Consider the following 21719-nt stretch of genomic DNA (forward strand, 5'->3'; position numbering starts at 1 on the left):
CTCCCCATTTCTTTAGGATTACTCCGACGCCGGTGGGCGACGGAAACAAAGTTCAGTGTACCGTGACTTGGTTACGGTTGCCTAATTCGCCAGCTGATCCCCCAAGCAACGAGCCCGAGGAAAATTAAGCTGACTGAAGGCCAGATTGTAACGGTTTTCCCAACCAAGATTGTGCTGGAGATCACCAAAACACCGCCCGCAGATAAGAACCAATTACTCAGGTGCTGACGACGTCGCAGCGCCACATACTTTTCCATCACCTGACTCGGGTTCGCCAAGAGGTTGCGGCCAAGCATAAGATTTTCATGAAGTAATTCAGGAAGATCAGGCAATTGCTCGGCAAATCTAGGGGCCGATTGTTTGAGTCGTTTCCATTGATTCTGCGGACTGTGCTGCGCCAGCATCCACTGCTCAAGGTACGGCTTGGCGGTGGCCCAAAGATCCAGCTGCGGGTAGAGCTGCCGGCCTAAGCCTTCAATATATAACAGGGTTTTTTCCAGCAGCACCAGCTGTGGTTTCACCACCATGCCAAAGGTGTGGGCGGTGCGAAACAGCTGCACCAAGACGTGACCGAAGCTGATCTCGGACAGGGGCTTATTCTCCAGCGGCTGGAATACCTGCCGCAGGGCAAACTCGAAGTCGGCCAGATCGGCCTGGGCATCCACCCAGCCGGTGCTGAGGAAGATCTGCGCCAGCTGGCGGTAATCGTGATTGAAGAAGGCCAGGAAGATGGCGGCCATATCGCGTTTGTCCTGCTCAGACAAACGGCCGACGATGCCGCAATCGATGCCGATGTATTGCGGATCGTCCGGCGTCTGGCGCGAGACAAAGATGTTGCCCGGGTGCATATCGGCGTGGAAGAAGTTATCGCGAAACACCTGGGTAAAGAACACCTCCACTCCGCGCTCCGCCAGCTTCTTCATATCGGTCCCCTGGGCGCGCAAGGCGTCCAGATCGGTCACCGGGATCCCGTAGATCCGCTCCATCACCATCAGCTGAGGGTGGGAGTACTCATGGTGCACTTCCGGCACATAGAGGGCGGGGGAGTCGAGGAAGTTGGCTCTGAGCTGGCGGGCGTTGTCGGCCTCACGGGTCAGATCCAGCTCCGCCAGGATGGTGCGGCGGTAGTCTTCCACCACGGCGGTGGCGCGCAAGCGGCGGCCGTGTCGGCTGAATTCCACCACCTTGGCGGCGAGCGCCATTAGGCTGAGATCGGAGCGGATAACGCTGTGGATCCCAGGCCGGAGCACCTTGAGTACGACGGGTTGCTGACGCGATCGGAGCGTGGCAGTGTGGATCTGCGCGACCGAGGCGGAAGCCAAGGGAGTGGGCTCGAAGTCATCAAAGTATTCGGCGATGGGCGCCCCGAGCGCGTGCTCGATCTGTGCGATGGCCAGGACCGGATCGAACGGCGGCACTTGATCCTGCAGCAGCGCCAAGCTGTCTGCGAGCTCGTCGGGCAGCAGATCGCGTCGGGTCGACAACATCTGACCAAACTTAATGAAGACCGGACCAAGCTGTTGCAGGGCCAGTTTCAGTCGCTGTGGCGCCGGTTGTTCCTTGGCCTTGCGGGGCAGAAAGAACAGGCTGCGATCGAGCCAGCGCAGCAGGGTCGGTTGATGCTGGCGTGGCAGCAGCTCCAGCAACTGATATTGACGCAGGGTTTTGAGGATGGTGGCGCCGCGGCGCAGCGCAGCCAGACTCATTCGACCCCCTGGTGTCGGCTCAGTCGAGCATCCAGCTGCGCAACCCGTTGCGCTAGGGCGTCGATCTCTTGGCCAAACTGGGCCAGCTCCGTCGCGCAGGGGGCCAGTTGAAGCTCATCGCGCAAGAAAGTGCCGCTGTGTCGTTGTAAGCGACTGAGCTGCTCTGCGCCCTGTTGCCACCCGTTACGAGCGAGCTGATCGAGCCGATAGGCCATGCCATCGCCCACCAGTTTGCTAAGCGGCGCCGTCAGATCCGGTTCGATGGCACCGAGCAGGTGGGCCAGCTTGCCCGCCAGTTGAATATCGCCCTCGATGGTCAGCCTATCCTGCTTAATCAATTCGGAAAGGCTGTCACCCCGTCGTAATTGCCCTAGCGTGGCGAGGCTGAGGGTGAGCTGGCAGTCGATTGGCCCTTCGCAGCGGCTGTACACCTGGATGGGATCGGTGATCACCAAATAAAGCGGAAACTTCAGCTCCGCCAGATCCAGCTGGATCCGTTGCCCTTGCCAGCTGGCTAAGGGGCGGGGATCGGGGTGGAATTTCAATAGGCTCGCCAGAGCCGTTTCGAGCCAACCGGCTGCTAAAGTCGCTATCTGCATCGCCTTCCTGCTTGGCTGCGGTTCGTTAGAACTTGTATCCGCGGTGTAGGGCTACCACACCATTGGTCATGTTGACGTAGTCGGCCTGATCGAAGCCGGACTCCAGCATCATGTTCTTCAAGGTTTCCTGATCCGGGTGGACTCGGATCGACTCGGACAGGTAGAGGTAGGACTCCTTGTCGCCGGCGATCATGCCGCCCATCTGCGGGATCACCTTAAAGCTGTAGAAGTCATAGGCCTTCTGCATCAAGGCGTTCTTTGGCTTGGAGAACTCCAGCACCAGCAATTTGCCGCCTGGCTTAAGCACACGCTGCATGGAGCGCAGGGCTTTGGCCTTGTCGGTAACGTTACGTAGACCAAAGGCGATGGTGATGATATCGAAGTGGTTGTCGGGAAACGGCAGGGCTTCGGCGTTGGCTTGCACGTAGCTGACGTTGCCGACCACGCCATTGTCTTGCAGCTTGGCACGACCCACTTTGAGCATGGAGTCATTGATGTCTGCCAGGACCACTTCGCCGGTGGCGCCGACCAGATGGGCAAACTTGGCGGTCAGATCGCCGGTACCGCCAGCGAGATCGAGCACCTTCATACCAGGGCGTGCGGCGGCGCACTCAATGGTGAAGCGTTTCCAGTAGCGGTGGACGCCAAACGACATGACGTCGTTCATCAAGTCGTACTTCGAGGCAACGGAATGGAAAACGTCTGCCACCATCTCCGCTTTCTTATCCGCTTCTACCTGTTGGTAGCCAAAATGGGTTTTGTTGTCACCGCCGTCGGCCATGATGCTCTGATCCTGTGATTGCAATCCTCAAATGTGGCCACAGTCTACACTTTAACGCGTCTAACAGAAATGATGCCGATCGCACGGGATCCAACTGTCGTCTGAGGATGGAAATAGGGACATAACCCCCCTCAAGGGACGTGTTGGCTTTCGATGGCTCGGTGGTCGCGATGACCAGCTAGGAGGGGCGCGATGAGCGTTATGTTGTGGTGGTTCTGTTTTGCCCGATCCCGTTAGTGGCTCGCCTGTGCTTGCTGCTCGGCATCGGTTTTGCCCCTTGGTTGTGGGCCCTCGAAGAGCCGGCCTTGCCGTGGCAGCAGTATTTTGTCGCCAGCCGATTGGACCAGCTCGAGCGCCGTTTTGGCCTTGAGGGGCGCCAGCGTGTTGAAGCGCTAGAGCAATGGCTTTTGACGGAGCTGGCCATCGATCGCCCCACCTTAGAGCGGCTGGATGTGGTGAATCGGTATTTTAACCGGCTGCAGTTTGTCGACGATCAGGCCCACTGGGGCGTGGCTGATCACTGGGCCACGCCGTTGGAGATGGTGGCCAGTGGGGGGGGCGATTGCGAGGACTTCGTCATCCTCAAGTATATGGTGCTGAGGATCCTGCGCTTACCGCCTGAGGCGTTACGGCTGATGTACGTCAAGGCGATCGAGTTGGATCAGGCGCATATGGTGCTGCTCTACCTGGACACCCCGCAAGCCATGCCATTGGTACTGGATAACCTGATCGACACCATCGAGACCGGCGAACAGCGCTCGGATCTGCTGCCGGTGTACAGCTTCAATGCTGGTGGTCTGTGGAAGGCGCGGGCGTTTGATCAGGGCACTCAGTTGAAGGCCGGTGAGAGCGGGGTCGATCTGTGGGGCGAGCTGGTGGCCCGTTTGATTGAGGAGGGACAGGGATGACACTGTACCGTTTGTTGTTGCTGGCCATGGTGTTACTGATCGGCAGTCTGTCTTGCAGCAGCCTGTGGCTTTATCTACATGGGAGTCAGGCCTTTCTCAATCAGCAGCTGTCGGTGCACGCCCAGGACACCGCCACCTCGCTGGGATTGTCTCTGTCGCCGGTGTTGGGGGCGGACGACTGGGTGCTGGCGGGCTCGATGGCCGACAGTATCTTTGACCGGGGTGAGTATCAGTATGTGGCGATCCGCAGTTTGGATCAGCGCCAGAGTATCGAGCGGCTCAGCCGGGCCAGTGCGTCGGGATCGCCGCGCTGGTTCCGCCACCTGTTTCCCTTGAATGCGCCGGTCGAGCGCAGTCAGGTCAATGCCCGTTGGCGCTTGGTGGCGGATGTCGAGGTGCAGGCCAGTGTGGTGCGGGCATACGATTACCTGTGGCAGATCAGTCGCAAGGCGATGCTGTTCAGTGCGGCTCTGGCCCTGGTGTCGGCCTTGGTGGGCGCCTGGATATTGCGGCAGCTGCTGCAGCCGTTGCAACTGGTGGAGCGCCAGGCTCGGGGCTTGCGGCGCCACCATTACATCAAGCAGGCGAGCCTACCTCGGGTGCGGGAGCTGCGTTCATTGGTGCAGACCATGAACGTGATGGTGGATCACTCCGAGGCGATGTTTAAGGAGCAATGCCGCCGGATGGAGCGGCTGCGGGCGCAATCGCTGCTGGATGAGCAGACTGGGCTAGGGAATCTTGCCCGGGGTCGTAAGCGTTTGGCGCAACTGCTTAAAGATGCGGAGCTGGGCGATGGCATGATCGCCAAGGTGCATCTGGTGGGGCTGGACAAGGTGGCGCTGAAAAGTGGGGTTGACGCCGAGCTGAGTTTGCTCAGAGCCGTGGCGACACGTTTGTCTGAGTGGGTGTTACAGCTGCCTCATGCCCGAGTGTACCGGGTTGGATTTGCCGATTTTATGTTGCTGTTTCCCGGGATCGGCGCGGCGGATCTGGCGAGCCTGGAAACTGAGGTGCGCCAGCGGATCAGCATCGATCTGCAGCAGGCCGGTGGCGATAGGGTGCTGATCGTGGCGTGCGGCTATCCGCTCAATGAGGCGATGGAGGTGGTCGAGGGGCGGCTGGAGCATCAACTGTCGTTGGCGTTAACGCAGGATCAGGCCAGTGTCTATCTGTGTGATAGCGGCGCTGAGTTGGCGCCGCTGGATCTGGCCATGCAGGAGCAGCAATTGACCCAGCTGCTGAGCGTGCCGCCCAGGCTGATGCTGCAGCCGGTGTTTGATCGAACCGGTCAGACGCTGCATCAAGAGGTGTTGGCGCGTTTTAATGACGGCCAGCGCTGGATCAACCCCGGCCCGGTGATGGCGATGGTGGCGCGCCAACGTTGCCATCAGCAGCTGGATCTGCTGGTGTTGGAGAACATCCTGCGCCGTTTACGCTTGCGCCCTCAGGTGCAGCCGGTGACCTGCAACCTGACCGCCGAGTCGGTGTTGGATCCGCTATTTCTCGGCCAGTTGCGCCGGCGCATGTCGGGCCATTGGCAGGCGGTGGGGTTTGAGGTGCCAGAGCGGGCTTTTCTGGTGGATCCTCAGCTGACCCAGCGCTTTCTTGAGGCGCTGCAAGACAATGGTGCGCGGATCTGGCTGGATCACACCACACCGGCGGGTATGGTCTTGATGGCCAAGCCCGGTTTGCATGGTATTAAGTTGGATCCTGCCTATACCCGCTCGTTGCTCAGTGAGGAGGGGCATACCGATCTGATCGAGATGATGATCGGCGCGGCCCACACCCGCGGCATCAAGGTGGTGGCCGAGCAGGTGGAGGAGGCGGCGCTGGCGGAGCGGCTCTGGCAGTTGGGGATCGATGGGGTGCAGGGGTTTGCGGTGCGTCCCCCCAAACCCTTTAGCTCCGAGGATGGCCCGGTGGCCCTGGACGATTGAGCGGCGTCAGTGGCACGGGTGCTGGCGGCCGTCCCGATAACACAGCACCAATTCGCTCAGCAGTTGGCCGATCTCTCGCTCACCCTGGCTCAGCCCAGCGGGATGACAGCCCGGTGCGGCCTCGGCCAGATGCAGATAGGTGACGGCATGGTGCTGGGCCAGACGATAGAGTGCATGGCAAGCATCTCGGACAGGGACGCCAATGATACTTTGCGCGGAGCTGGGCGCGGACTCGATCGCATCGAGATCCAGCTCCAGACCGACCGGTTGAGCGGTTGGCAGTCGTGAGCGGATCAGCTGCAGGGCAGCGTTCAGGCTCATCTCGCGGTGCAGCCAGATCTGCTGGAAGTCGTACCAGAAGATCCCCGATTGCTTCAGCTCAGCCAAGGCGTCGGCGTTGTTGCGCTGTTCGTGCAGGCCCAAGATCTGATAGTGGCTGAGCGCGCCTTGCTGCCAGGCGTAGCGGAAGGGATTGCCACTGTGTCGGCCTTCGCAGGCGCGGAAGTCGCAGTGGGGATCGAGGTTGACCGCCGCCATGGGTTGGCCCAGTGCCTGGCTGCAGCCTTGTAGGATCGGCAGGGCGTTGTTGTGGCCACCGCCGATCACGATGGGCTCGAGTCCCGCTTGGACAATGGCAGCGATCAGCGGACTGAGCCGCCGATCCAGCTGGGTGACGAGTTCACGCAGTTGGTCGAGCTGCTTGGGTTTGGCGGGATCCAGCGGCGCCGCCTGTTGGCGCAGATCCGCCAAGGCCACTTCGCCCCAGAGCAACAGATCACTGCCATCACAATCGGGGGTGGCGGGCAGGTTGAGGAAGTGTTGTAAGAAGGCGGGCCAGCCGCGCTCGGCACCGCCACGGCCGAGGTTGGCGCGGGGGCCAAGATCTTCCGGCACCCCGAGCAGCACATAGCGGGCACCGTGTTGCTGGGCATGGCGCAGTTGTTGGTCTATCGGCGCGCTGATCGGCAGCTGCAGCGTTTGACCCAAGCGTTGTTCCCCTGAGCGGGGCCGAAGGTAGTGTGCCAGCGTGGCACCGTCCATGGTGCGCAGCATGTTATTCCAGATCCAGCGGTTCGTCTGACAGGATGATCCCGGTGGCATCGATGTAGAGATGGTCTTCGGGCATAAAGGTGACGCCGCCAAAGTTGACCGGGATATCGATCTGACCTTCGCGGTTCTGGCTGGCACCGACCGGGATGGGGGCCAGTGCCATGATCCCCAGATCCAGATCCTCCAGCCCATCGACATCGCGCACGGCACCCGACACCACCAGCCCTTCCCAACCTTGCTCTACGGCGCGCTCGGCCAGCGCCAGATCGATCAGGGCGCGGCGCATCGAGCCGCCTCCGTCGATCACCAACACCTTGCCGCTGCCATCCCGCTCCAGTGCTTCAGCGATGGCGCTGTTGTCTTCAAAGCACTTGACCGTGCTGACTTGGCCGCCGAACGAGGCAACGCCGCCGAAGTTACTGAAGATGGGCTCGACGACGTCGATCTGATCGCCGTAAAGATCGCAGAGTTCGGACGTGTTGTAGTGCATGGAGGGCTCCTGGACTGTGGGCAAGCGACCCCTGTCAAATTAGCTAAAACCTGTTGAATTGCAATCTAATGATGTGATTAACGCGCGGCGGTTCAAGAATACGGTTGCGCTGTCATCGGCCAGCCTCAAACCTGTCATGTGCGCGTCGACGGGCCGTCACCCGTTTGTCACGGCCGCTGCCTAGCGTTAGAGCCAGGTTGAAGGAGGCGACGATGTGGCAAAAATTGGATGAACTTGATCGGGATGGCTTGTTGCGCTTACAGCGGTTGCCCGGCGCGCCGATCTGGCAACCCATGGCCCGGGGGATCTCGCTGAGTGGCGATGGGGCCGGTTATCTGCTGTTTGCTTTGTTATTGGCGGAGCTTGGCGGGGCGCGCGGTGTCGCGTTTCTTTTTGCTGGGTTGGCGGCATTTGCGGTGGAGCTGCCGATCTATTGGCTGCTGAAGAACAGCCTGAGGCGGGGGCGACCCTGCCATGTGTTGGGTGAGGTGATGGCGAGCGTGGAGCCCCATGATCGGTTTAGCCTGCCCTCCGGTCATACCGCTGCGGCGTTTATCTTTGCGTCTTTGTTGGCCTGGTATTGGCCACCACTGGCGGGGGTGGCGTTTGCCTGGGCGAGCTTGGTGGGGCTGTCGCGAGTCTTGCTCGGGGTGCACTATCCTGGGGATGTTTTGGTGGGGGCCGGTCTCGGTCTCTGGAGCGCGCAGTTGGGACTGAGTTGGGTGGGGTAGATGATGGGTTTGGCTCGATATTTTTCACAACATAAGATTAGGGATTGATCACGATGCGGATCCTTTACGGCGTACAAGGCACGGGCAATGGCCACCTGACACGCGCTCGGGTGATCGCCCCGGCGTTTGCCAAAGCGGGGGTCGAGGTGGACTACCTGTTTTCTGGCCGGGCGCGGGATAAGTTCTTCGATATGGCGCCGTTTGGCGAATTTCAGTGCAAAACCGGACTGACCTTTGTCAGTCGCGCAGGCAAGATCCGCTTTGTCGAGACGGCACTGAAGAATCGTCTGTGGCAGTGGTTTCAGGACGTGAAACAGTTGGATCTGTCTCAGTATGATCTGGTGTTAAACGACTTCGAGCCTGTCAGTGCTTGGGCGGCCAAGCGGCAGGGCAAGCCCTGTATCGGGATCAGCCATCAAAACGCGTTTAACCATCCGGTGCCGGTGAGCGGTGACAGTTGGGTCAATCGCCAGATCATGCAGCACTTTGCGCCGACAACCGTCGCGCTGGGGTGCCATTGGCATCATTTCGGTTGCGATCTCTTGCCCCCCTTTATTGAGCCGATCCGTCCTTCGGAGCAGGGCAGCGGCCGGGTGCTTATCTACCTGCCGTTTGAAGACGCCAATGACATTGTGGCGCTGCTCAAGGCGTTGCCGGAGCAAGCCTTCGCGGTCTATCACGGCGAGGCGCCGGACTCGCCGTTGCCGGCCAATGTGCAGTGGCATGGGTTTTGTCGGGCGGGATTTCAGCGTGAGTTGGCCAGCTGTCAGGGGGTGATCTGCTCGGCGGGGTTTGAGTTGGTGTCCGAAGCCTTGGTGCTGGGCAAGAAGCTCTTGCTTAAGCCGTTGCAGGGGCAGTTTGAGCAACAATCCAATGCGATGGCGCTGGAGTTGTTGGGTGTCGCAACGGTCATGCAGCAGCTCCAAAGTGAGCGAGTGTGCCAATGGTTGGCTGAGCCGGAGATCGAGCCGATCGGCTATCCACAGATGGGCGATGCCTTAGTGGAGTGGTTACTGCGCAAGGATTGGGACGACGTGGCGGGCTTGTGCCAGTCTTCCTGGCAGCGCGCCAAGCTGCCTGAGGCGTGGCAACATAAGTGGGCGACCGCCTATTAAGCGCACTAAGACAAGGGCAGCCGGCAGGCTGCCCTTGTTGGTCTTAGTGGGTGATCACTCGCGGCAGGGCCTTGGCTTGGGTAACCCAGTCCTCGACGGCCGTGCTGGTCGGCAGCTGCCTGACCAGGCTTTTTTCTTCATTGACCTCGGCCATTTTGGCATGAAGATTAGCCGCATTGCGCTGGGCCAGCTCAGGCACGGTGTCAACGCCAGCGGCCTCTAGCAGATCGGCATATTGAGTGCTGACGCCTTTGATCCGGGCCAGATCGGCTCGGTTAACCCAGTTGAGGATCAGGCTTTCGCTGATCTCGGTGGCCTGGGCGAGCTTGCCGCGTCCGGCCTTGCTGGCGGCGGACTCGAGTAGCTGTTCTAACGTGGCTACCCCGGCGTCACTGAGCTTGCTGCTGTAGCTTGGGCCGATCCCTTCGATGCTGGTGAGTGCGGTCATCTTGGTGCTCCATTGTCAGAGAGAATCGCTAAAAAGGTAGATGAAAGATCCTGTTTGTGCCTGTTGTTCGAGGAAAAACGTGCTGATGTGATCGGTTTAGGTGTGTGCTCCGTAGATCGCACAGGGTGAGGGTGACTGGGGATAGGCATGCGACATATTTTGGTCTTAGGGGCGAGCGGATTTGTTGGTAGCCACCTGGTGCCGCTGTTGCTTCAGCAGGGGCACCAGGTGCGCGTGGCTGGACGGCGGCCAGAGGGGTTGGCGCAGCGCGGTTGGGCGGCGGATCGTGTCCGGGCGGATGTGCTTGAACCGGAAACGCTGGAGGCGGCGCTGGCGGGCATCGAGGTGGTGTATTACCTGGTGCACGCAATGACCGAGGGCGATGGCTATGGCGAGCGAGAATCCCAAGGCGCCCGTAATGTCGCGGCGGCGGCACACGCTGCGGGCGTCGCGCGGATCATCTATCTCGGCGCCCTGCGGCCCGAGCAGGCTGATTCGACGCATCTGCGCAGCCGAAGTGCCACCGGCGCGGCCTTGCGCGCGGGCTCCGTGCCGCTCACGGAGATCGGCGCACCGGTGATCATCGGGCCCGGCTCGGCGGCGTTTGAGGTGATGCGCGATCTGCTCTATCACCTGCCGCTGATGGTGACGCCCAAATGGGTGCGCTCGAAGATGGCGCCGATCGCCCTGCCGGATCTGCTGCACTATCTGATCGGGGTGCTGGAGCGGCCGGAGAGCGTCGGTCGGCATTACAACGTCAGCGGGCCGGAGATCCTCAGCTATGAGCAGCAGATCCACCGCTTTGCGGCCTTTATCGGCCGCCGGATCCGGATCGTGCCGGTGCCTCTGCTGTCGCCAGGTCTGTCGGCGCGCTGGTTGCGCTGGATCACCTCGGTGCCGACCGGGATCGCCAAGGCGTTGGTGGGCGGACTGAAGCAAGATCTGCTGGCGGACGACCGTGCGATCCGCGCGTTACTGCCGCGGCGGCGGATGGGATTTGATGAGGCGGTGCGCTGGTCTTTGGCGCAGGAGCGCGAGCATATCGCCGAGCAAACCCCGGCATTGGCGCCCGTGTTGCGTCGTCGCTGGCGGCCTGCTTTTAGCTTTTATCCTAAGCGTGACGGTGCACGTGCCGTTATCGATGCGCCCCCGGCGCAGGTGTGGTCGGTGATCAATCAGATCGGTGCGGCCCCCAGATATTTTGCGTTTGATGGTTTGTGGCGCATTCGTGAGGCGATGGATGCGGCCATTGGAGGGCGGGGTTTGAGCTATTATCGGCGCGATCCGCATGAGCTGGTGGCGGGGGATCGGATCGATTCCTGGACGGTGGCTGAGCTGCAGCCGCAGCGTCGGCTCAGCTTGCTGTTTGGCATGAAGGCACCGGGCATGGGCGGACTGAGCTTTGAGTTGACGCCGAGCGGCGACCAAACCCAGCTCAGCCTCACTTGTTGGTGGTATCCGCAGGGGGTTTGGGGACTGCTCTACTGGTGGGCCTTGTTACCAGCGCATGTGCTGCTGTTTCGGCGCATGGTGAGCAACATTGAGCGCTTGGCCCTGCAGGGGACTCCGACCCCGGCCTAAGCTCAGAGCCAGCGACGTACCCGTTGGCAATAGTGGTCGAATTCACGGCCAAAGCGTTGTAGCAGGTGGCGCTCCTCCGGGCCGATCTGGAAGCGATTCATGTATAGCACGAACAGCGGCAAGACCAGCAATGGCAGCAGGGCGCTAAGGTAGAGCGACCAGCCGAGCAGTGCCAGTAGCATGCCCAGGTACATGGGATTGCGCGTCAGCCGATAGATCCCGCCGTTCACCAGTGCGGTGGCGTCTGGGCGGGCCGGGTGCACTGTGGTACTGGCTCGGCGAAACGCCAGCACGCCGGCCAGCGCGATCAGTACGCCGAGCGCCAGAGCCAAAGCCAACAGGCTATTTTTGAATACCGGCGGCAGCGGCCAGCGCGGCCCCAGTCGGGCCAGCAGCGTCATCAGTTGGCTGGCGATAAGGGCGATCAGTAGTGGCGGTACTTTTAGCTCGAGGGCGTGCATCTTCGCTCCGTGCGTGGGGGACGGCGCCGTGCATTACCCCCGGCAGGGTATGGGCTCGGGCCGCCGCGATCGGGCCTGCGGCTTGAGGCGGCGATGGTTGGCGCAGCCAGTGCGATCCATCCTCACCACTGAGTGGCGTAGCGTAGCAAGATCTCAGGCTGGGATCTGTAAGAAAAACGCCCCCGCTTCCATAGGGAGGCGGGGGCGTTGTTGGCGGCGCGCTGAGGCTACTTCGGTTTGCTGGCGTCGTGAAACTGCACCTTGAGCGGAATGAGCGGCTCGCGCGAGGCGTTGGCGGCGCGCATTCGGCTCAGGTAGTCCTGCCACAACTCCGCTTGGTTTTGCCCCATCTCCCACAGGTATTGCCAGGAATAGAGGCCGGAGTCGTGGCCATCGTCAAACACCAACTTCACGGCGTAAGCGCCGACCGGCTCGATCTTGACGATGTTGACCTCCCGTTTGTGGGTCACCAGCTTGGGGTTGCCGTGGCCATGCACCTCCGCCGAGGGCGAGCACACTCGCAGCAGCTCGCAGGCGAGGGTGTAAGACTCGCCGTCATCGAACTCGATCTCCAGCACGCGACTGCTCTGCTTTAACTTAAGCGCTGTGACTCTTGGGGCCATGGTGACTTCCTATCGTAAAACGCCCTGATACAAGGAAAGAGCCTAGGTACTAAGGAAACGCCTAGGTACTAGGGAAACGCCTAGGTACTAGGGAAGAGCAAAAGCGTTTCGCACTCTTGCTCTTAGAACCTAGCAGAGCGAAGCCCGCCATAGAGCCTGCTCTTAATGCTCTTAGTACCTAGAACCTAGCAGGGCGAAGCCCGCCCTAGAACCTGCTGTTAAAGGATAAAGCGAGCCAGATCTTCGTCTTCCACCAACACATCCAGATGGCTGTTGACGTAATCGGCGTCGATCTTAAAGGATTGGCCGCTCTTGTCGGAGGCGTCGAAGGAGATCTCCTCCATCAGCCGCTCCATCACGGTGTGCAGACGACGGGCACCGATGTTCTCGGTGCGCTCGTTGACCTGCCAGGCCGCTTCGGCGATGCGATCGATGCCGTCCTGAGTGAACTCGATGGTGACGCCTTCGGTGCCCATCAGCGCGATGTATTGCTCGGTCAGGCTGGCGTGGGGCTCGGTCAGGATGCGAACGAAATCTTCCGCTGACAGTGCGTCCAGTTCAACCCGGATCGGCAGGCGGCCCTGCAGCTCAGGGATCAGATCCGATGGCTTGGCCAACTGGAACGCGCCGGAGGCGATAAACAGGATGTGATCGGTTTTGACCATGCCGTGTTTGGTGGAGACGGTGCTGCCTTCCACCAGTGGCAGTAAGTCGCGCTGTACCCCTTCGCGGGATACGTCGGGGCCGGAGGCTTCACCGCGCTTACAGATCTTGTCGATCTCATCGAGGAAGACGATGCCGTTTTGCTCGACGGATTCGATCGCCTTCTCTTTCAGCTCTTCCGGGTTGACCAGTTTGCCCGCTTCCTCTTCGATCAGCGCTTTGAAGGCGTCTTTGACCTTCATTTTGCGGCGATCTTTCTGCTGGCCGCCCATGTTCTGGAACAGACCCTGCAGTTGGTTGGTCATCTCCTCCATGCCCGGAGGTGCCATGATCTCTACGCCCATCTGGGATTGAGACACTTCGATCTCGATCTCTTTGTCGTCCAGCTTGCCTTCGCGCAATTTCTTGCGGAACACCTGACGGGTGCTGCTGTTGTCGGACTTCTGCTCGTTGCCCCACTGATCTTTGGCCGGTGGCAGCAGCGCATCGAGCACGCGCTCTTCCGCGGCTTCTTCGGCGCGGAAACGGTTACGCTCCACTTCCTGCTCGCGGGTCATCTTGATGGCGGAATCGGTCAGATCACGGATGATCTGCTCCACTTCCTTACCGACGTAACCCACCTCGGTGAATTTGGTGGCTTCGACCTTGATGAACGGTGCGTTGGCCAGCTTGGCCAGACGACGGGCGATCTCGGTTTTACCGACACCGGTCGGGCCGATCATCAGGATGTTCTTGGGCGTCACTTCCTGGCGCAAGTCCGGCTGCAACTGCATGCGGCGCCAGCGGTTACGTAGGGCAATGGCGACGGCTTTCTTGGCGCCGGACTGGCCGATGATGTGGCTGTCCAGCTCGGACACGATCTCGCGCGGGGTCATAGCGGACATTATTGCGCCTCCTTGGTGGACAACTCTTCGATGGTTTGGGTGGTGTTGGTGAAGACGCAGATCTCACCGGCGATGGTCAGGGCTTTTTGGCAGATCTCGCGCGCGCCCAGATCGGTGTTTTGCAGCAGGGCCAGGCCGGCGGCCTGGGCAAAGTTGCCGCCGGAGCCGATGGCGATCAGATCGTGCTCGGGCTCGACCACGTCGCCGTTACCGGAGATCAGCAAGCTGGTTTCATTATCGGCGACGATCAGCATGGCTTCGAGTTTTTGCAAGGAGCGCTCGGTGCGCCATGCCTTCGCCAGCTCGACCGCTGCGCGGGTCAGGTGGCCTTGGTGGGCGTTGAGTTTGGCTTCGAGCAGCTCAAACAGGGTAAAGGCGTCGGCGGTGGCGCCGGCGAATCCGGCCAAGACTTTGCCGCCGTGCAGGTGGCGTACCTTGCGGGCGTTGCCCTTCATAACGGTATTGCCCAGGGAAACCTGGCCATCGCCAGCGATGACAACCTTATCGCCGCGGCGTACAGACACAATCGTGGTCATTTGGAACCCTTATCTACGGGGCGGTCGGAACGGACCGCCACTGAAAATGTGGTGGCAGATCGGCCCTGTGGGCGGATCTGAGCGGCAGGCGTAAGGCCATGGCGCTTTGCATTAGTGTAGATGTGGGGATGGGGAGGGACGGGATCAACCCTGTAGGGGCAATTCCCGCCATGACGCCAGTTTGAGTTCAGCCCTAGAGCATGCGTGCCAGCACATCGGCTTGGTGGCGCTGATCCAGCCAGCGGTGTTTGACGGCGCCGGCGATATGCAGCAACACCAAGCCCAGCATGGTATAGGCGAGCGGACCATGCAGCGTATGGGCGACGGAGCCAAGGGTTTCGCTTTGTGGGGTGATGGTGGGCACCACCCAGCCAAACACGGCCAACTCCCGATCGATGGTCGACATGATGAAGCCGGACAGGGGGAGCGCCAGCATCAACAGGTAAAGCAGGCTATGGGTGGCGTGAGACAAGCCGATCTCCCAGCGCTTGAGGATCCCGACCGAGCTGGGAACCGGACTGCTGCGCCGGGCAAGCACGCGCAGCACCCACAGCGCGAGCAACAGCACGCCGAAGGATTTGTGCAGGCCATACAGCTCCCATTTGAATGCGGATTTTTCCAACCCTTCCATATACCAGCCGACGGCGATCAGGCTAAGTAAACTGAGGGCCATCAGCCAGTGCAGTAGGCGCAGTGGCAGAGCGTATTTCGATACCTTCATGGCAACGTCCTTTGTTGTTGTGTTGCGCCCATGATCGATAATTATTAGCCGCTTAGCCAGACCCGATCCGGTTTGACTTGATGTAGATCAGACCACAAATTGCTCCAGCTTCTGGCGCTGCTCATCGGCGATGTGGGCGACCTGCTCGGACTGGACCGACAATTGATCGATCTGGTTTTGCCGTTCACTGGCTTGCGCGGCCAATGAACGGACGCTGGTGTTGATCTGATGGCACTGCTCGGTCTGCTCGGCCGTGGCGCTGGTGATCGCATCGGCCCGGCTTTGCACCATCACGATGGCGTGGTGGATCTGCTCGGTGGCGCCTTCGAGCGTTTGGCGCAATTCGGCGGTTCGGCTCATCTCCTCGCGGCTGGCGGTGATGGAGTGGCGGGCATTGCCGGCCGCGTGGTGCAGGGTCTGGATCATCTGCTCGATGGAGTTGGTTTGCTCTCGGGTCTGGGCAGCCAGCTTGCGCACCTCGTCGGCCACCACGGCAAAGCCGCGGCCCTGCTCGCCGGCCCGCGCCGCCTCGATGGCCGCATTGAGCGCCAGCAGATTGGTGCGATCGGCGATGTTATTGATCACTTCGGCCACGGCGCCGATCTGATCCACCTGGGTATCCAGCTCGGCCATGCGGCCGTCGTTGTCGTTGAGGTGGCTGGCCAGGGCATCGAGGTGCTCGCTGGTGCGATAGAGCGCTTGCTGCCCCTGCTTGGCCAGATCGGCGCTGAGTCGGCTGTCCTCTGAAGTCTGGGCACTGGCCTGTGCGATCCCCTGCAGGCTGGCGTCCAACTCCGCCACCGCCGCAGCGATCTGGGTGGTTTGGCTGGCCTGGGTGGCAAGTGCCTGCTGCTGGTTGTGGCTGATCTGAGTGCTGACTTCGGCGGCCTGACTCAGCTCCTGGCCCCGCTGGCGCAGCTGGCCCATGGTGTCACGGTTGTTGTCGTTGGCCTGGTTGAGCCAGCGAGCCAACTGCTGAAACTCGGCCGGGCTGTTGGCATGGCAGTAGTGGGTAAAGTCGCCGTTGGCCATCGCCTTGATGGTGCCCTTGAGCTGCGCCAGGACGTGACGCAGGCGTAGCATTAAGCGGTACGTTAGGTAGGCGACGATGAGCCCGCCGAGCAGGGTCAAGGCCAGCAGCCACTTGCGGCTCTGCTGTACGGTCTCTGTGGTATCTGTCTGGGCTTGAGCGACCAGTTGATCGGCATTGGCGCGCAGCAACGCCAATGCCTCGGCCAGTGGCTGCAGCTGGGACAGCAATTGACTCAGGCCATTCTCTGTTAGGTGGTTGAGTCGCACCCGCTCCACCTCTTGAGCAAACAAGCCGTCGCGGGTCGCGCCCTGCTCCAGCACCTCCAGTGCCGCGAGGGCCGATGGGAACGTATCGAGCTCAGGGTTGAGTTGGGCCAGAGAGTCGTATTGAAAGCGCATCCGACTGATATAAGCGCGTACCTCACGATATTGGTTTTGCGCTTCGTCCGGCGTGTTTGCCGTCGTCAACTGGACGATGGCACCGACCAGGCCTCCGGCGCCGGAGATAAAGCTGTCGTAGGCGTCATTGGCACCGGGGAGCGTGTCAAACAGCAAAGGGTAGATCCGCGCCATCTCATTGCGCACCGAGTTGACGGAAAACAGCAGATAGCCCCGGCCTTCACTGAGGGTATGCTCGATCTCCAGTTTCTGTGCGATCTGCCGCAGCAGTGTATCCATGGTTTGCTGCGTGTCACGGGTTTGCAGGGTGATGGGCTCTAACCCCTGTACCAACCAAGGGTGGGGGTAACGCTCGCTGGCGTGCTGCAACTGTGCCAGCGCAGTGCGCAGTTGTTGTTGATGCTGCTGGTAGATCTGTTGGCGTTGGTGAAACTGAGCCAGATCCCCGCTGTTGATGGCGTTGCGCAGGGATTGATCCAACTGCAACACCTGACGTTCAATGCTGCCCGCGGCGGTGGCGATTGGCAGGGCTTCCGTGCCGAGTTGATCGATGGTCCGAGAGAGGGTGGTCAGTCCCCATAAGGCACAACCGACTAGGGCCAGAGCGATGGCCAGTTGCAGCAACATAGACAGGGTGATCCGCTGGATCAGGGTGAGGGCAGCGAGTGGGCGAAAAATGACGGACATGATCCTTCTCATACAGAGTACGTCGGCGGGATCACGTTTTACTGCAGATATATGACGCCGTTATGACTGTATTCGAAGCTGGTTATTTCTCTGGTCAGACATCTGGCTCTTTCACTGTTTCGTCATGATTTCGACTCTATAGTGATATGGCATATTCAACCAGAGGGAGTGGTATCGCATGGATCGCAAAGTGGCACTTATTACCGGCGGGCTCGGGGGGATCGGCCTGACCCTGACCAAGTCTTTGGCAGAAGCTGGCTATCAGGTGGTCGCTGGCTGCCGACCCAATAGTAGCAATGCGGAAAAGCACGCCGGGGAACTGGCGCAATCACACCCCGACGTTAAGGTCGTGCCCTTTAATGTCTCGGATTTTGATGAATGTCAGCGGGTGGTGTTGGATATTGAGGAGACGGTGGGGCCCATCTCGGTGTTGGTTAATAACGCCGGTATTACCTGGGACGGTCAGTTGAAGAAGATGAAGGCCGAGCAGTGGCGTTCAGTGATGGACACCAATTTGGACAGCGTATTTAACCTGTCCCGCGCCCTGATCCCACAGATGTTGGCGCGCCAATATGGCCGTATCATCAGCATCTCTTCGGTCAATGGCGAGAAGGGGCAATTTGGTCAGACCAACTACGCCGCTGCCAAAGCGGGTATGTATGGCTTTACCAAGTCGTTGGCGCAGGAGGTGGCGTCCAAAGGGATCACCGTCAATACCATCTCGCCGGGTTACATCGAGACCGATATGATCCGTGCGATCAAAGAGGAGATCCGTGAGGGGATCCGCACTCAGATCCCGGTGAAGCGCTTTGGTCAGCCGGAGGAGATCGCCCGGGCGGTGTTGTTCCTGGCGGATGAGCAGGCGGGATTTATCACCGGCTCGAATCTGTCCATCAATGGCGGCCAGTATATGTAATCGCCCTAGAGCTCAATGCGAGTCTCAAGCCGCGCCTCAGCGCGGCTTTTGTTTTTCTGCGTCGGGGCGTTGCGTTGGCAGCACTCCAGACACAGCTGCCATAGCCGGTGTTTGCTGGCCGGATCCAGCGCGGTGACTTGCGCCAGGCATAACTGCTGCTGCGTAACCAATGACGCCAGCACGGCGTCGTCGATGGCGATCTGAACCCGAGTCATTCCATCCCTCTTAAATCCCCCTAAATGGTATTGGTAATTATTATCATTAAGTCTGATGTAGTTCAAGGGGGGATAACTTTAGCGATAGCGGGTGCGTACCTCGGCGGGCATGTGGGCCAACTGACTCTGCTTCAATGCTTCAAACGCGTGGTACAGCGGGGAGGGATCGCAGCCTTCCAGTTGCTCCAGTGCGTAGGCGATGGCCTCTAAGGTCGACAGGCTGTCTTCGCGGTGGGCTTTGCGGATCTGGTAGTTGCCTTGTGGTGCGGTGTGGAAGCTGAGCTTGGGCAGCGCCTGTAGCCAGGGATTGAGCTGCAGGATCTTGTGGGTTTTGCGCCAGGTGCCATCCAGCACCAACAACTGGCTGTGGGGGGGCAGTGTGGCCGTTTCCACTGGCTGGGCCTGTTCATCCGGGTAGAGCAGAAAAGCGGGGACGTCGGCCAGGTGCTGTCTCAGGGGGGCCAGATCGTCGGCACTTTCGCCGGGCCAGAGTTGGCAGTGATCTAACACCTTTTCGGTCAGCTTTGCCGTGCCTTTGGCGGCATTCAGCTCGCTGGGGTGGATCAAGATCTGCACCGGCAGATGATGATGCAGCGGGGTGATGTGCGCGCACAGGCAGACCTTCATCGGCCGCTCGCAATGCGGGCATTGGCGTCGTTTTTCAGTGGGCGATCCAGACATAGAGGCAGCCTGCTTCAATGGGTTGCTTGGGAGAGTTTAGGTGTTTGGCGTGCGCTCGGTACAGGGGGAAACCGAAGCGCGGGCAGGCGCCTCGGTTGGGTGGTCCGCATCAGCGTCAGTGCCAGCTCAACGCGGATGACGCGTTGAGCTGGCACTGAGCACTGAGCTTTAATCCCAGTTCCAGATCTGACAGCCGTTGATCCCAGCCCGCTCCAGCGTATGGCGATGTGCTTCGGCTTGGCGTTTGCGCTCATAGGGACCGAGGCGAACCCGGTACCAAACCCCATTGCGGCCTTCGGTGCGACGCACCTCGGACTCGAGCCCTTGAAAGGCAATGGTGGCGCGCATTGACTGTGCCTGATCGTCGGTGCGGAACGAGCCACACTGCATCTGAAACGGCCCGGCACTCTGGCGTTGCTCTGGCAGTTCAACCTGCACTTCCTTATTGGGCAGTGACTCGATGAACTCCCAGCGCTCGGTCGGGGCTTCCGGCAAGGGTTGGCTTGGCTTGGCCGGCTCCGGCTTGGGCTCAGGCTGAGCTTGAACCGCCGGGCTGCCGGCACTCGGTGCGTGTTCCGACAGCGGCGCCTCACTGGCGCCTTGGATAGCACTGAGTACATAGCCAAACAGCGACAACATGGCCACGGCAAACAGCGCCAATGGCCACGGAAACGGCTTCTTGGCCGGAGCGTTACCCCGGCCTCGAGCGGTGCGGCTTCGACCGCGTGAGCGTCCCTTGCCCGCGTAGTCCCGGGTCATGGATTACATGCGCTCCAGGGTGTCAATGCCCAGCAGGCTGAGGCCCACTTTCAGGGTATTGGCGGTGGCGGCACACAGGCGCAGACGGCTGGCTTTGTCTTGGGCGCTGACGTCGTCTTTGTTGATTGGGCAGGCTTCGTAGAAGCTCATAAAGGCGCCAGCCAACTCAAACAGGTAGGTGCACATCAGGTGTGGCATGCCTTTGTTGGCAACGCCGTTGACCGCGTCATTGAACTGCACCAGCTTGTTGGCCAGGGCCTCTTCCTTGTCGTGGGACAGGACGATCTCACCGTTCAGTTGCTCGGCGGTGACGCCGGCCTTACGGAAGATGGACTGGATCCGGCTGAAGGCGTACAGCATGTAAGGCGCGGTGTTGCCCTCGAAGGTCAGCATGTTGTCCCAGTCGAACACGTAATCCGTGGTGCGGTTCTTGTTCAGATCCGAGTACTTAACCGCGGCCATGGCGACGGTGTGGGCGATCTTCTCCAGCGCTTCGCCTTGCAGATCTGGGTTCTTCTCGCCGATCAGCTTCACAGCGCGGCTGTGCGCCTCTTCCAGCAACTCGGACAGCTTAACCGTGCCGCCGCTGCGGGTCTTAAATGGCTTGCCATCCTTGCCCAGCATCATGCCGAAGGCGCAGTGCTCGGTGGTGGTGGCGTCGGTCAGGTAGCCGGCCTTGCGGGCGATCAGCCAGGCTTGCTGCAGATGCTGGGCCTGACGGGAGTCGATGAAGTAGAGGATACGGTCGGCCGCGTAGTTGTCGACCCGGTATTTGGCGGCAGCGATGTCGGTGGTGGTGTAGAGGAAACCGCCGTCACGCTTACGGATGATCACGCCCATGGCGTTGCCATCTTTGCCCTTGAACTCGTCGAGGAACACCACGGTGGCGCCGGCGTCTTCGACGGCCAGACCCTGCTGGGTCAGATCGGATACCACTTCCGGCAGCAGATCGTTGTAGAGGCTTTCACCGGCGATGTGATCGTTGTTCAGGGATACGCCCAGGCGATCGTAGATCGCTTGGTTCTGCGCCATGGTGATGTCCACCAGCTTGCGCCACATGCGGTTGCAGTATTCGTCACCGCCTTGCAGTTTCACCACGTAGTTACGGGCGCGCTCGGCAAAGGCTTCGTCTTCGTCGTAGCACTTCTTGGCTTCGCGGTAGAAGGCTTCCAGATCGGACAGATCCATGTCAGCGGCGCTTTCGTTTTCCATCTTTTCCAGATAGGCGATCAGCATACCGAACTGGGTGCCCCAGTCGCCGATGTGGTTAGCGCGGATCACTTTGTGGCCCATGAATTCGAGGGTGCGGGTCACCGCATCGCCGATCACGGTTGAGCGGATATGGTGTACCGCCATCTCTTTGGCCACGTTGGGCGCGGAGTAATCGGTGATGATGGTTTGTGGCTGAGCGGCCGGCGCCACATTGGCGCGGCTGTCGTCGGCCATCGCTTCGATCTGCTTGGCCAGCCAGCGGCTGTCGAGGAAGAAGTTGATGAAGCCCGGGCCGGCGATCTCGGTCTTGGCCACCAGCTCGGAGGCCGGCAGGTTGTCGATGATCAGTCCCGCCAGCTCGCGCGGGTTCTTCTTGGCCGGTTTGGCCAGCATCATGGCCAGGTTGGTGGCCAGATCGCCGTGGCTCTTGTCTTTGGTGCGATCGACTTGAACGCGTGGCGCGGCATCGGATGGGATGATGGCCTGATCTTTCAGACGGCTGACGGTTTGTTCAAGTAATTGCTGGATTTGCTCTTTCATCGCGACACCAAAAAGCGTTAAAAACGGGCCGAAATCGGCGGATT

General features: G+C 60.4%; 22 protein-coding genes. 6 read left to right on the forward strand and 16 right to left on the reverse strand.

Going from position 1 to position 21719, the window contains the following annotated elements; genetic code table 11:
- Window positions 1-71: 71 nt before the first annotated feature.
- The 3 genes from ubiB to ubiE are packed head-to-tail and all read right to left on the reverse strand — an operon-like array spanning window position 72 to window position 3086.
- Window positions 72-1706, reverse strand: a complete 1635-nt coding sequence (ubiB, locus tag ABEA08_RS14445; RefSeq protein WP_345336048.1) for a ubiquinone biosynthesis regulatory protein kinase UbiB — start codon at window positions 1704-1706, stop codon at window positions 72-74.
- A complete protein-coding gene (locus ABEA08_RS14450; protein ID WP_345336049.1) occupies window positions 1703-2305 on the reverse strand; it encodes a ubiquinone biosynthesis accessory factor UbiJ in 603 nt (200 codons plus the stop codon). Before ABEA08_RS14450 ends, ubiB begins: the two co-directional genes overlap by 4 nt.
- A 25-nt stretch (window positions 2306-2330) precedes the next feature.
- Entirely contained in the window at window positions 2331-3086 is a 756-nt protein-coding gene (gene ubiE, locus ABEA08_RS14455) for a bifunctional demethylmenaquinone methyltransferase/2-methoxy-6-polyprenyl-1,4-benzoquinol methylase UbiE (RefSeq protein ID WP_345336050.1), read from the reverse strand.
- A 206-nt stretch (window positions 3087-3292) separates the two neighbouring features.
- Here ubiE and ABEA08_RS14460 point away from each other — a divergent pair, with 206 nt between their 5' ends.
- The gene (locus tag ABEA08_RS14460; protein ID WP_345336051.1) at window positions 3293-3994 is read left to right on the forward strand and encodes a transglutaminase-like cysteine peptidase; all 702 of its coding nucleotides are present in this window, start codon (window positions 3293-3295) and stop codon (window positions 3992-3994) included.
- On the forward strand, window positions 3991-5931 hold the full coding sequence (locus tag ABEA08_RS14465; RefSeq protein WP_345336052.1) for an EAL domain-containing protein: 1941 nt from the start codon (window positions 3991-3993) through the stop codon (window positions 5929-5931). Before ABEA08_RS14460 ends, ABEA08_RS14465 begins: the two co-directional genes overlap by 4 nt.
- Before the next feature lie 6 nt (window positions 5932-5937).
- On the opposite strand, the gene ABEA08_RS14470 is transcribed toward ABEA08_RS14465, so the two are convergent.
- Complete coding sequence (locus ABEA08_RS14470) at window positions 5938-6984, reverse strand: formimidoylglutamase (RefSeq protein ID WP_345336053.1); 1047 nt, start codon at window positions 6982-6984, stop codon at window positions 5938-5940.
- A 1-nt stretch (window position 6985) separates the two neighbouring features.
- Window positions 6986-7471, reverse strand: coding sequence for a ribonuclease E activity regulator RraA (rraA, locus tag ABEA08_RS14475; protein WP_345336054.1), 486 nt, complete (start codon window positions 7469-7471; stop codon window positions 6986-6988).
- A 212-nt stretch (window positions 7472-7683) separates the two neighbouring features.
- Here rraA and ABEA08_RS14480 point away from each other — a divergent pair, with 212 nt between their 5' ends.
- Complete coding sequence (locus ABEA08_RS14480; RefSeq protein ID WP_345336055.1) at window positions 7684-8202, forward strand: phosphatase PAP2 family protein; 519 nt, start codon at window positions 7684-7686, stop codon at window positions 8200-8202.
- A 53-nt stretch (window positions 8203-8255) separates the two neighbouring features.
- On the forward strand, window positions 8256-9317 hold the full coding sequence (locus ABEA08_RS14485) for an MJ1255/VC2487 family glycosyltransferase (protein ID WP_345336056.1): 1062 nt from the start codon (window positions 8256-8258) through the stop codon (window positions 9315-9317).
- 43 nt (window positions 9318-9360) lie between these two features.
- On the opposite strand, the gene ABEA08_RS14490 is transcribed toward ABEA08_RS14485, so the two are convergent.
- Window positions 9361-9765 (reverse strand): DUF4332 domain-containing protein, encoded by a 405-nt coding sequence (locus tag ABEA08_RS14490; RefSeq protein ID WP_345336057.1) that lies wholly within the window; start codon window positions 9763-9765, stop codon window positions 9361-9363.
- 147 nt (window positions 9766-9912) lie between these two features.
- Here ABEA08_RS14490 and ABEA08_RS14495 point away from each other — a divergent pair, with 147 nt between their 5' ends.
- On the forward strand, window positions 9913-11346 hold the full coding sequence (locus ABEA08_RS14495) for a DUF2867 domain-containing protein (protein WP_345336058.1): 1434 nt from the start codon (window positions 9913-9915) through the stop codon (window positions 11344-11346).
- Window positions 11347-11348: 2 nt separating this feature from the next.
- Here ABEA08_RS14495 and ABEA08_RS14500 read toward each other — a convergent pair whose 3' ends face one another.
- From ABEA08_RS14500 to ABEA08_RS14525, 6 genes are all read right to left on the reverse strand, one after another.
- Complete coding sequence (locus tag ABEA08_RS14500) at window positions 11349-11807, reverse strand: methyltransferase family protein (protein WP_345336059.1); 459 nt, start codon at window positions 11805-11807, stop codon at window positions 11349-11351.
- 227 nt (window positions 11808-12034) lie between these two features.
- Window positions 12035-12430, reverse strand: a complete 396-nt coding sequence (locus ABEA08_RS14505) for a gamma-butyrobetaine hydroxylase family protein (protein ID WP_345336060.1) — start codon at window positions 12428-12430, stop codon at window positions 12035-12037.
- Between the two features lie 218 nt (window positions 12431-12648).
- Window positions 12649-13977, reverse strand: a complete 1329-nt coding sequence (gene hslU, locus ABEA08_RS14510; RefSeq protein ID WP_345336061.1) for an ATP-dependent protease ATPase subunit HslU — start codon at window positions 13975-13977, stop codon at window positions 12649-12651.
- The gene (gene hslV, locus ABEA08_RS14515; RefSeq protein ID WP_345336062.1) at window positions 13977-14513 is read right to left on the reverse strand and encodes an ATP-dependent protease subunit HslV; all 537 of its coding nucleotides are present in this window, start codon (window positions 14511-14513) and stop codon (window positions 13977-13979) included. The genes hslU and hslV overlap by 1 nt, the downstream gene beginning before the upstream one ends.
- A gap of 193 nt (window positions 14514-14706) precedes the next feature.
- Window positions 14707-15234 (reverse strand): cytochrome b, encoded by a 528-nt coding sequence (locus ABEA08_RS14520; RefSeq protein WP_345336063.1) that lies wholly within the window; start codon window positions 15232-15234, stop codon window positions 14707-14709.
- Between the two features lie 87 nt (window positions 15235-15321).
- On the reverse strand, window positions 15322-17352 hold the full coding sequence (locus ABEA08_RS14525) for a methyl-accepting chemotaxis protein (RefSeq protein ID WP_345336064.1): 2031 nt from the start codon (window positions 17350-17352) through the stop codon (window positions 15322-15324).
- Between the two features lie 178 nt (window positions 17353-17530).
- Here ABEA08_RS14525 and phbB point away from each other — a divergent pair, with 178 nt between their 5' ends.
- Window positions 17531-18268: an acetoacetyl-CoA reductase gene (gene phbB / locus ABEA08_RS14530; protein ID WP_345336065.1), complete on the forward strand. Its 738-nt coding sequence runs from the start codon at window positions 17531-17533 to the stop codon at window positions 18266-18268.
- A gap of 5 nt (window positions 18269-18273) precedes the next feature.
- Here phbB and ABEA08_RS14535 read toward each other — a convergent pair whose 3' ends face one another.
- The 4 genes from ABEA08_RS14535 to argS form a co-directional block, all read right to left on the reverse strand.
- A complete protein-coding gene (locus ABEA08_RS14535; RefSeq protein ID WP_345336066.1) occupies window positions 18274-18483 on the reverse strand; it encodes a hypothetical protein in 210 nt (69 codons plus the stop codon).
- Between the two features lie 78 nt (window positions 18484-18561).
- The gene (locus ABEA08_RS14540; protein WP_345336067.1) at window positions 18562-19164 is read right to left on the reverse strand and encodes a tRNA-uridine aminocarboxypropyltransferase; all 603 of its coding nucleotides are present in this window, start codon (window positions 19162-19164) and stop codon (window positions 18562-18564) included.
- 168 nt (window positions 19165-19332) lie between these two features.
- Entirely contained in the window at window positions 19333-19923 is a 591-nt protein-coding gene (locus tag ABEA08_RS14545) for an SPOR domain-containing protein (protein WP_345336068.1), read from the reverse strand.
- 3 nt (window positions 19924-19926) lie between these two features.
- On the reverse strand, window positions 19927-21675 hold the full coding sequence (gene argS, locus ABEA08_RS14550) for an arginine--tRNA ligase (protein WP_345336069.1): 1749 nt from the start codon (window positions 21673-21675) through the stop codon (window positions 19927-19929).
- Window positions 21676-21719: the final 44 nt, after the last annotated feature.

Origin of the sequence: Ferrimonas pelagia, assembly GCF_039543565.1 — a bacterium.
GTDB classification, from domain to species: Bacteria; Pseudomonadota; Gammaproteobacteria; order Enterobacterales; family Shewanellaceae; genus Ferrimonas; species Ferrimonas pelagia.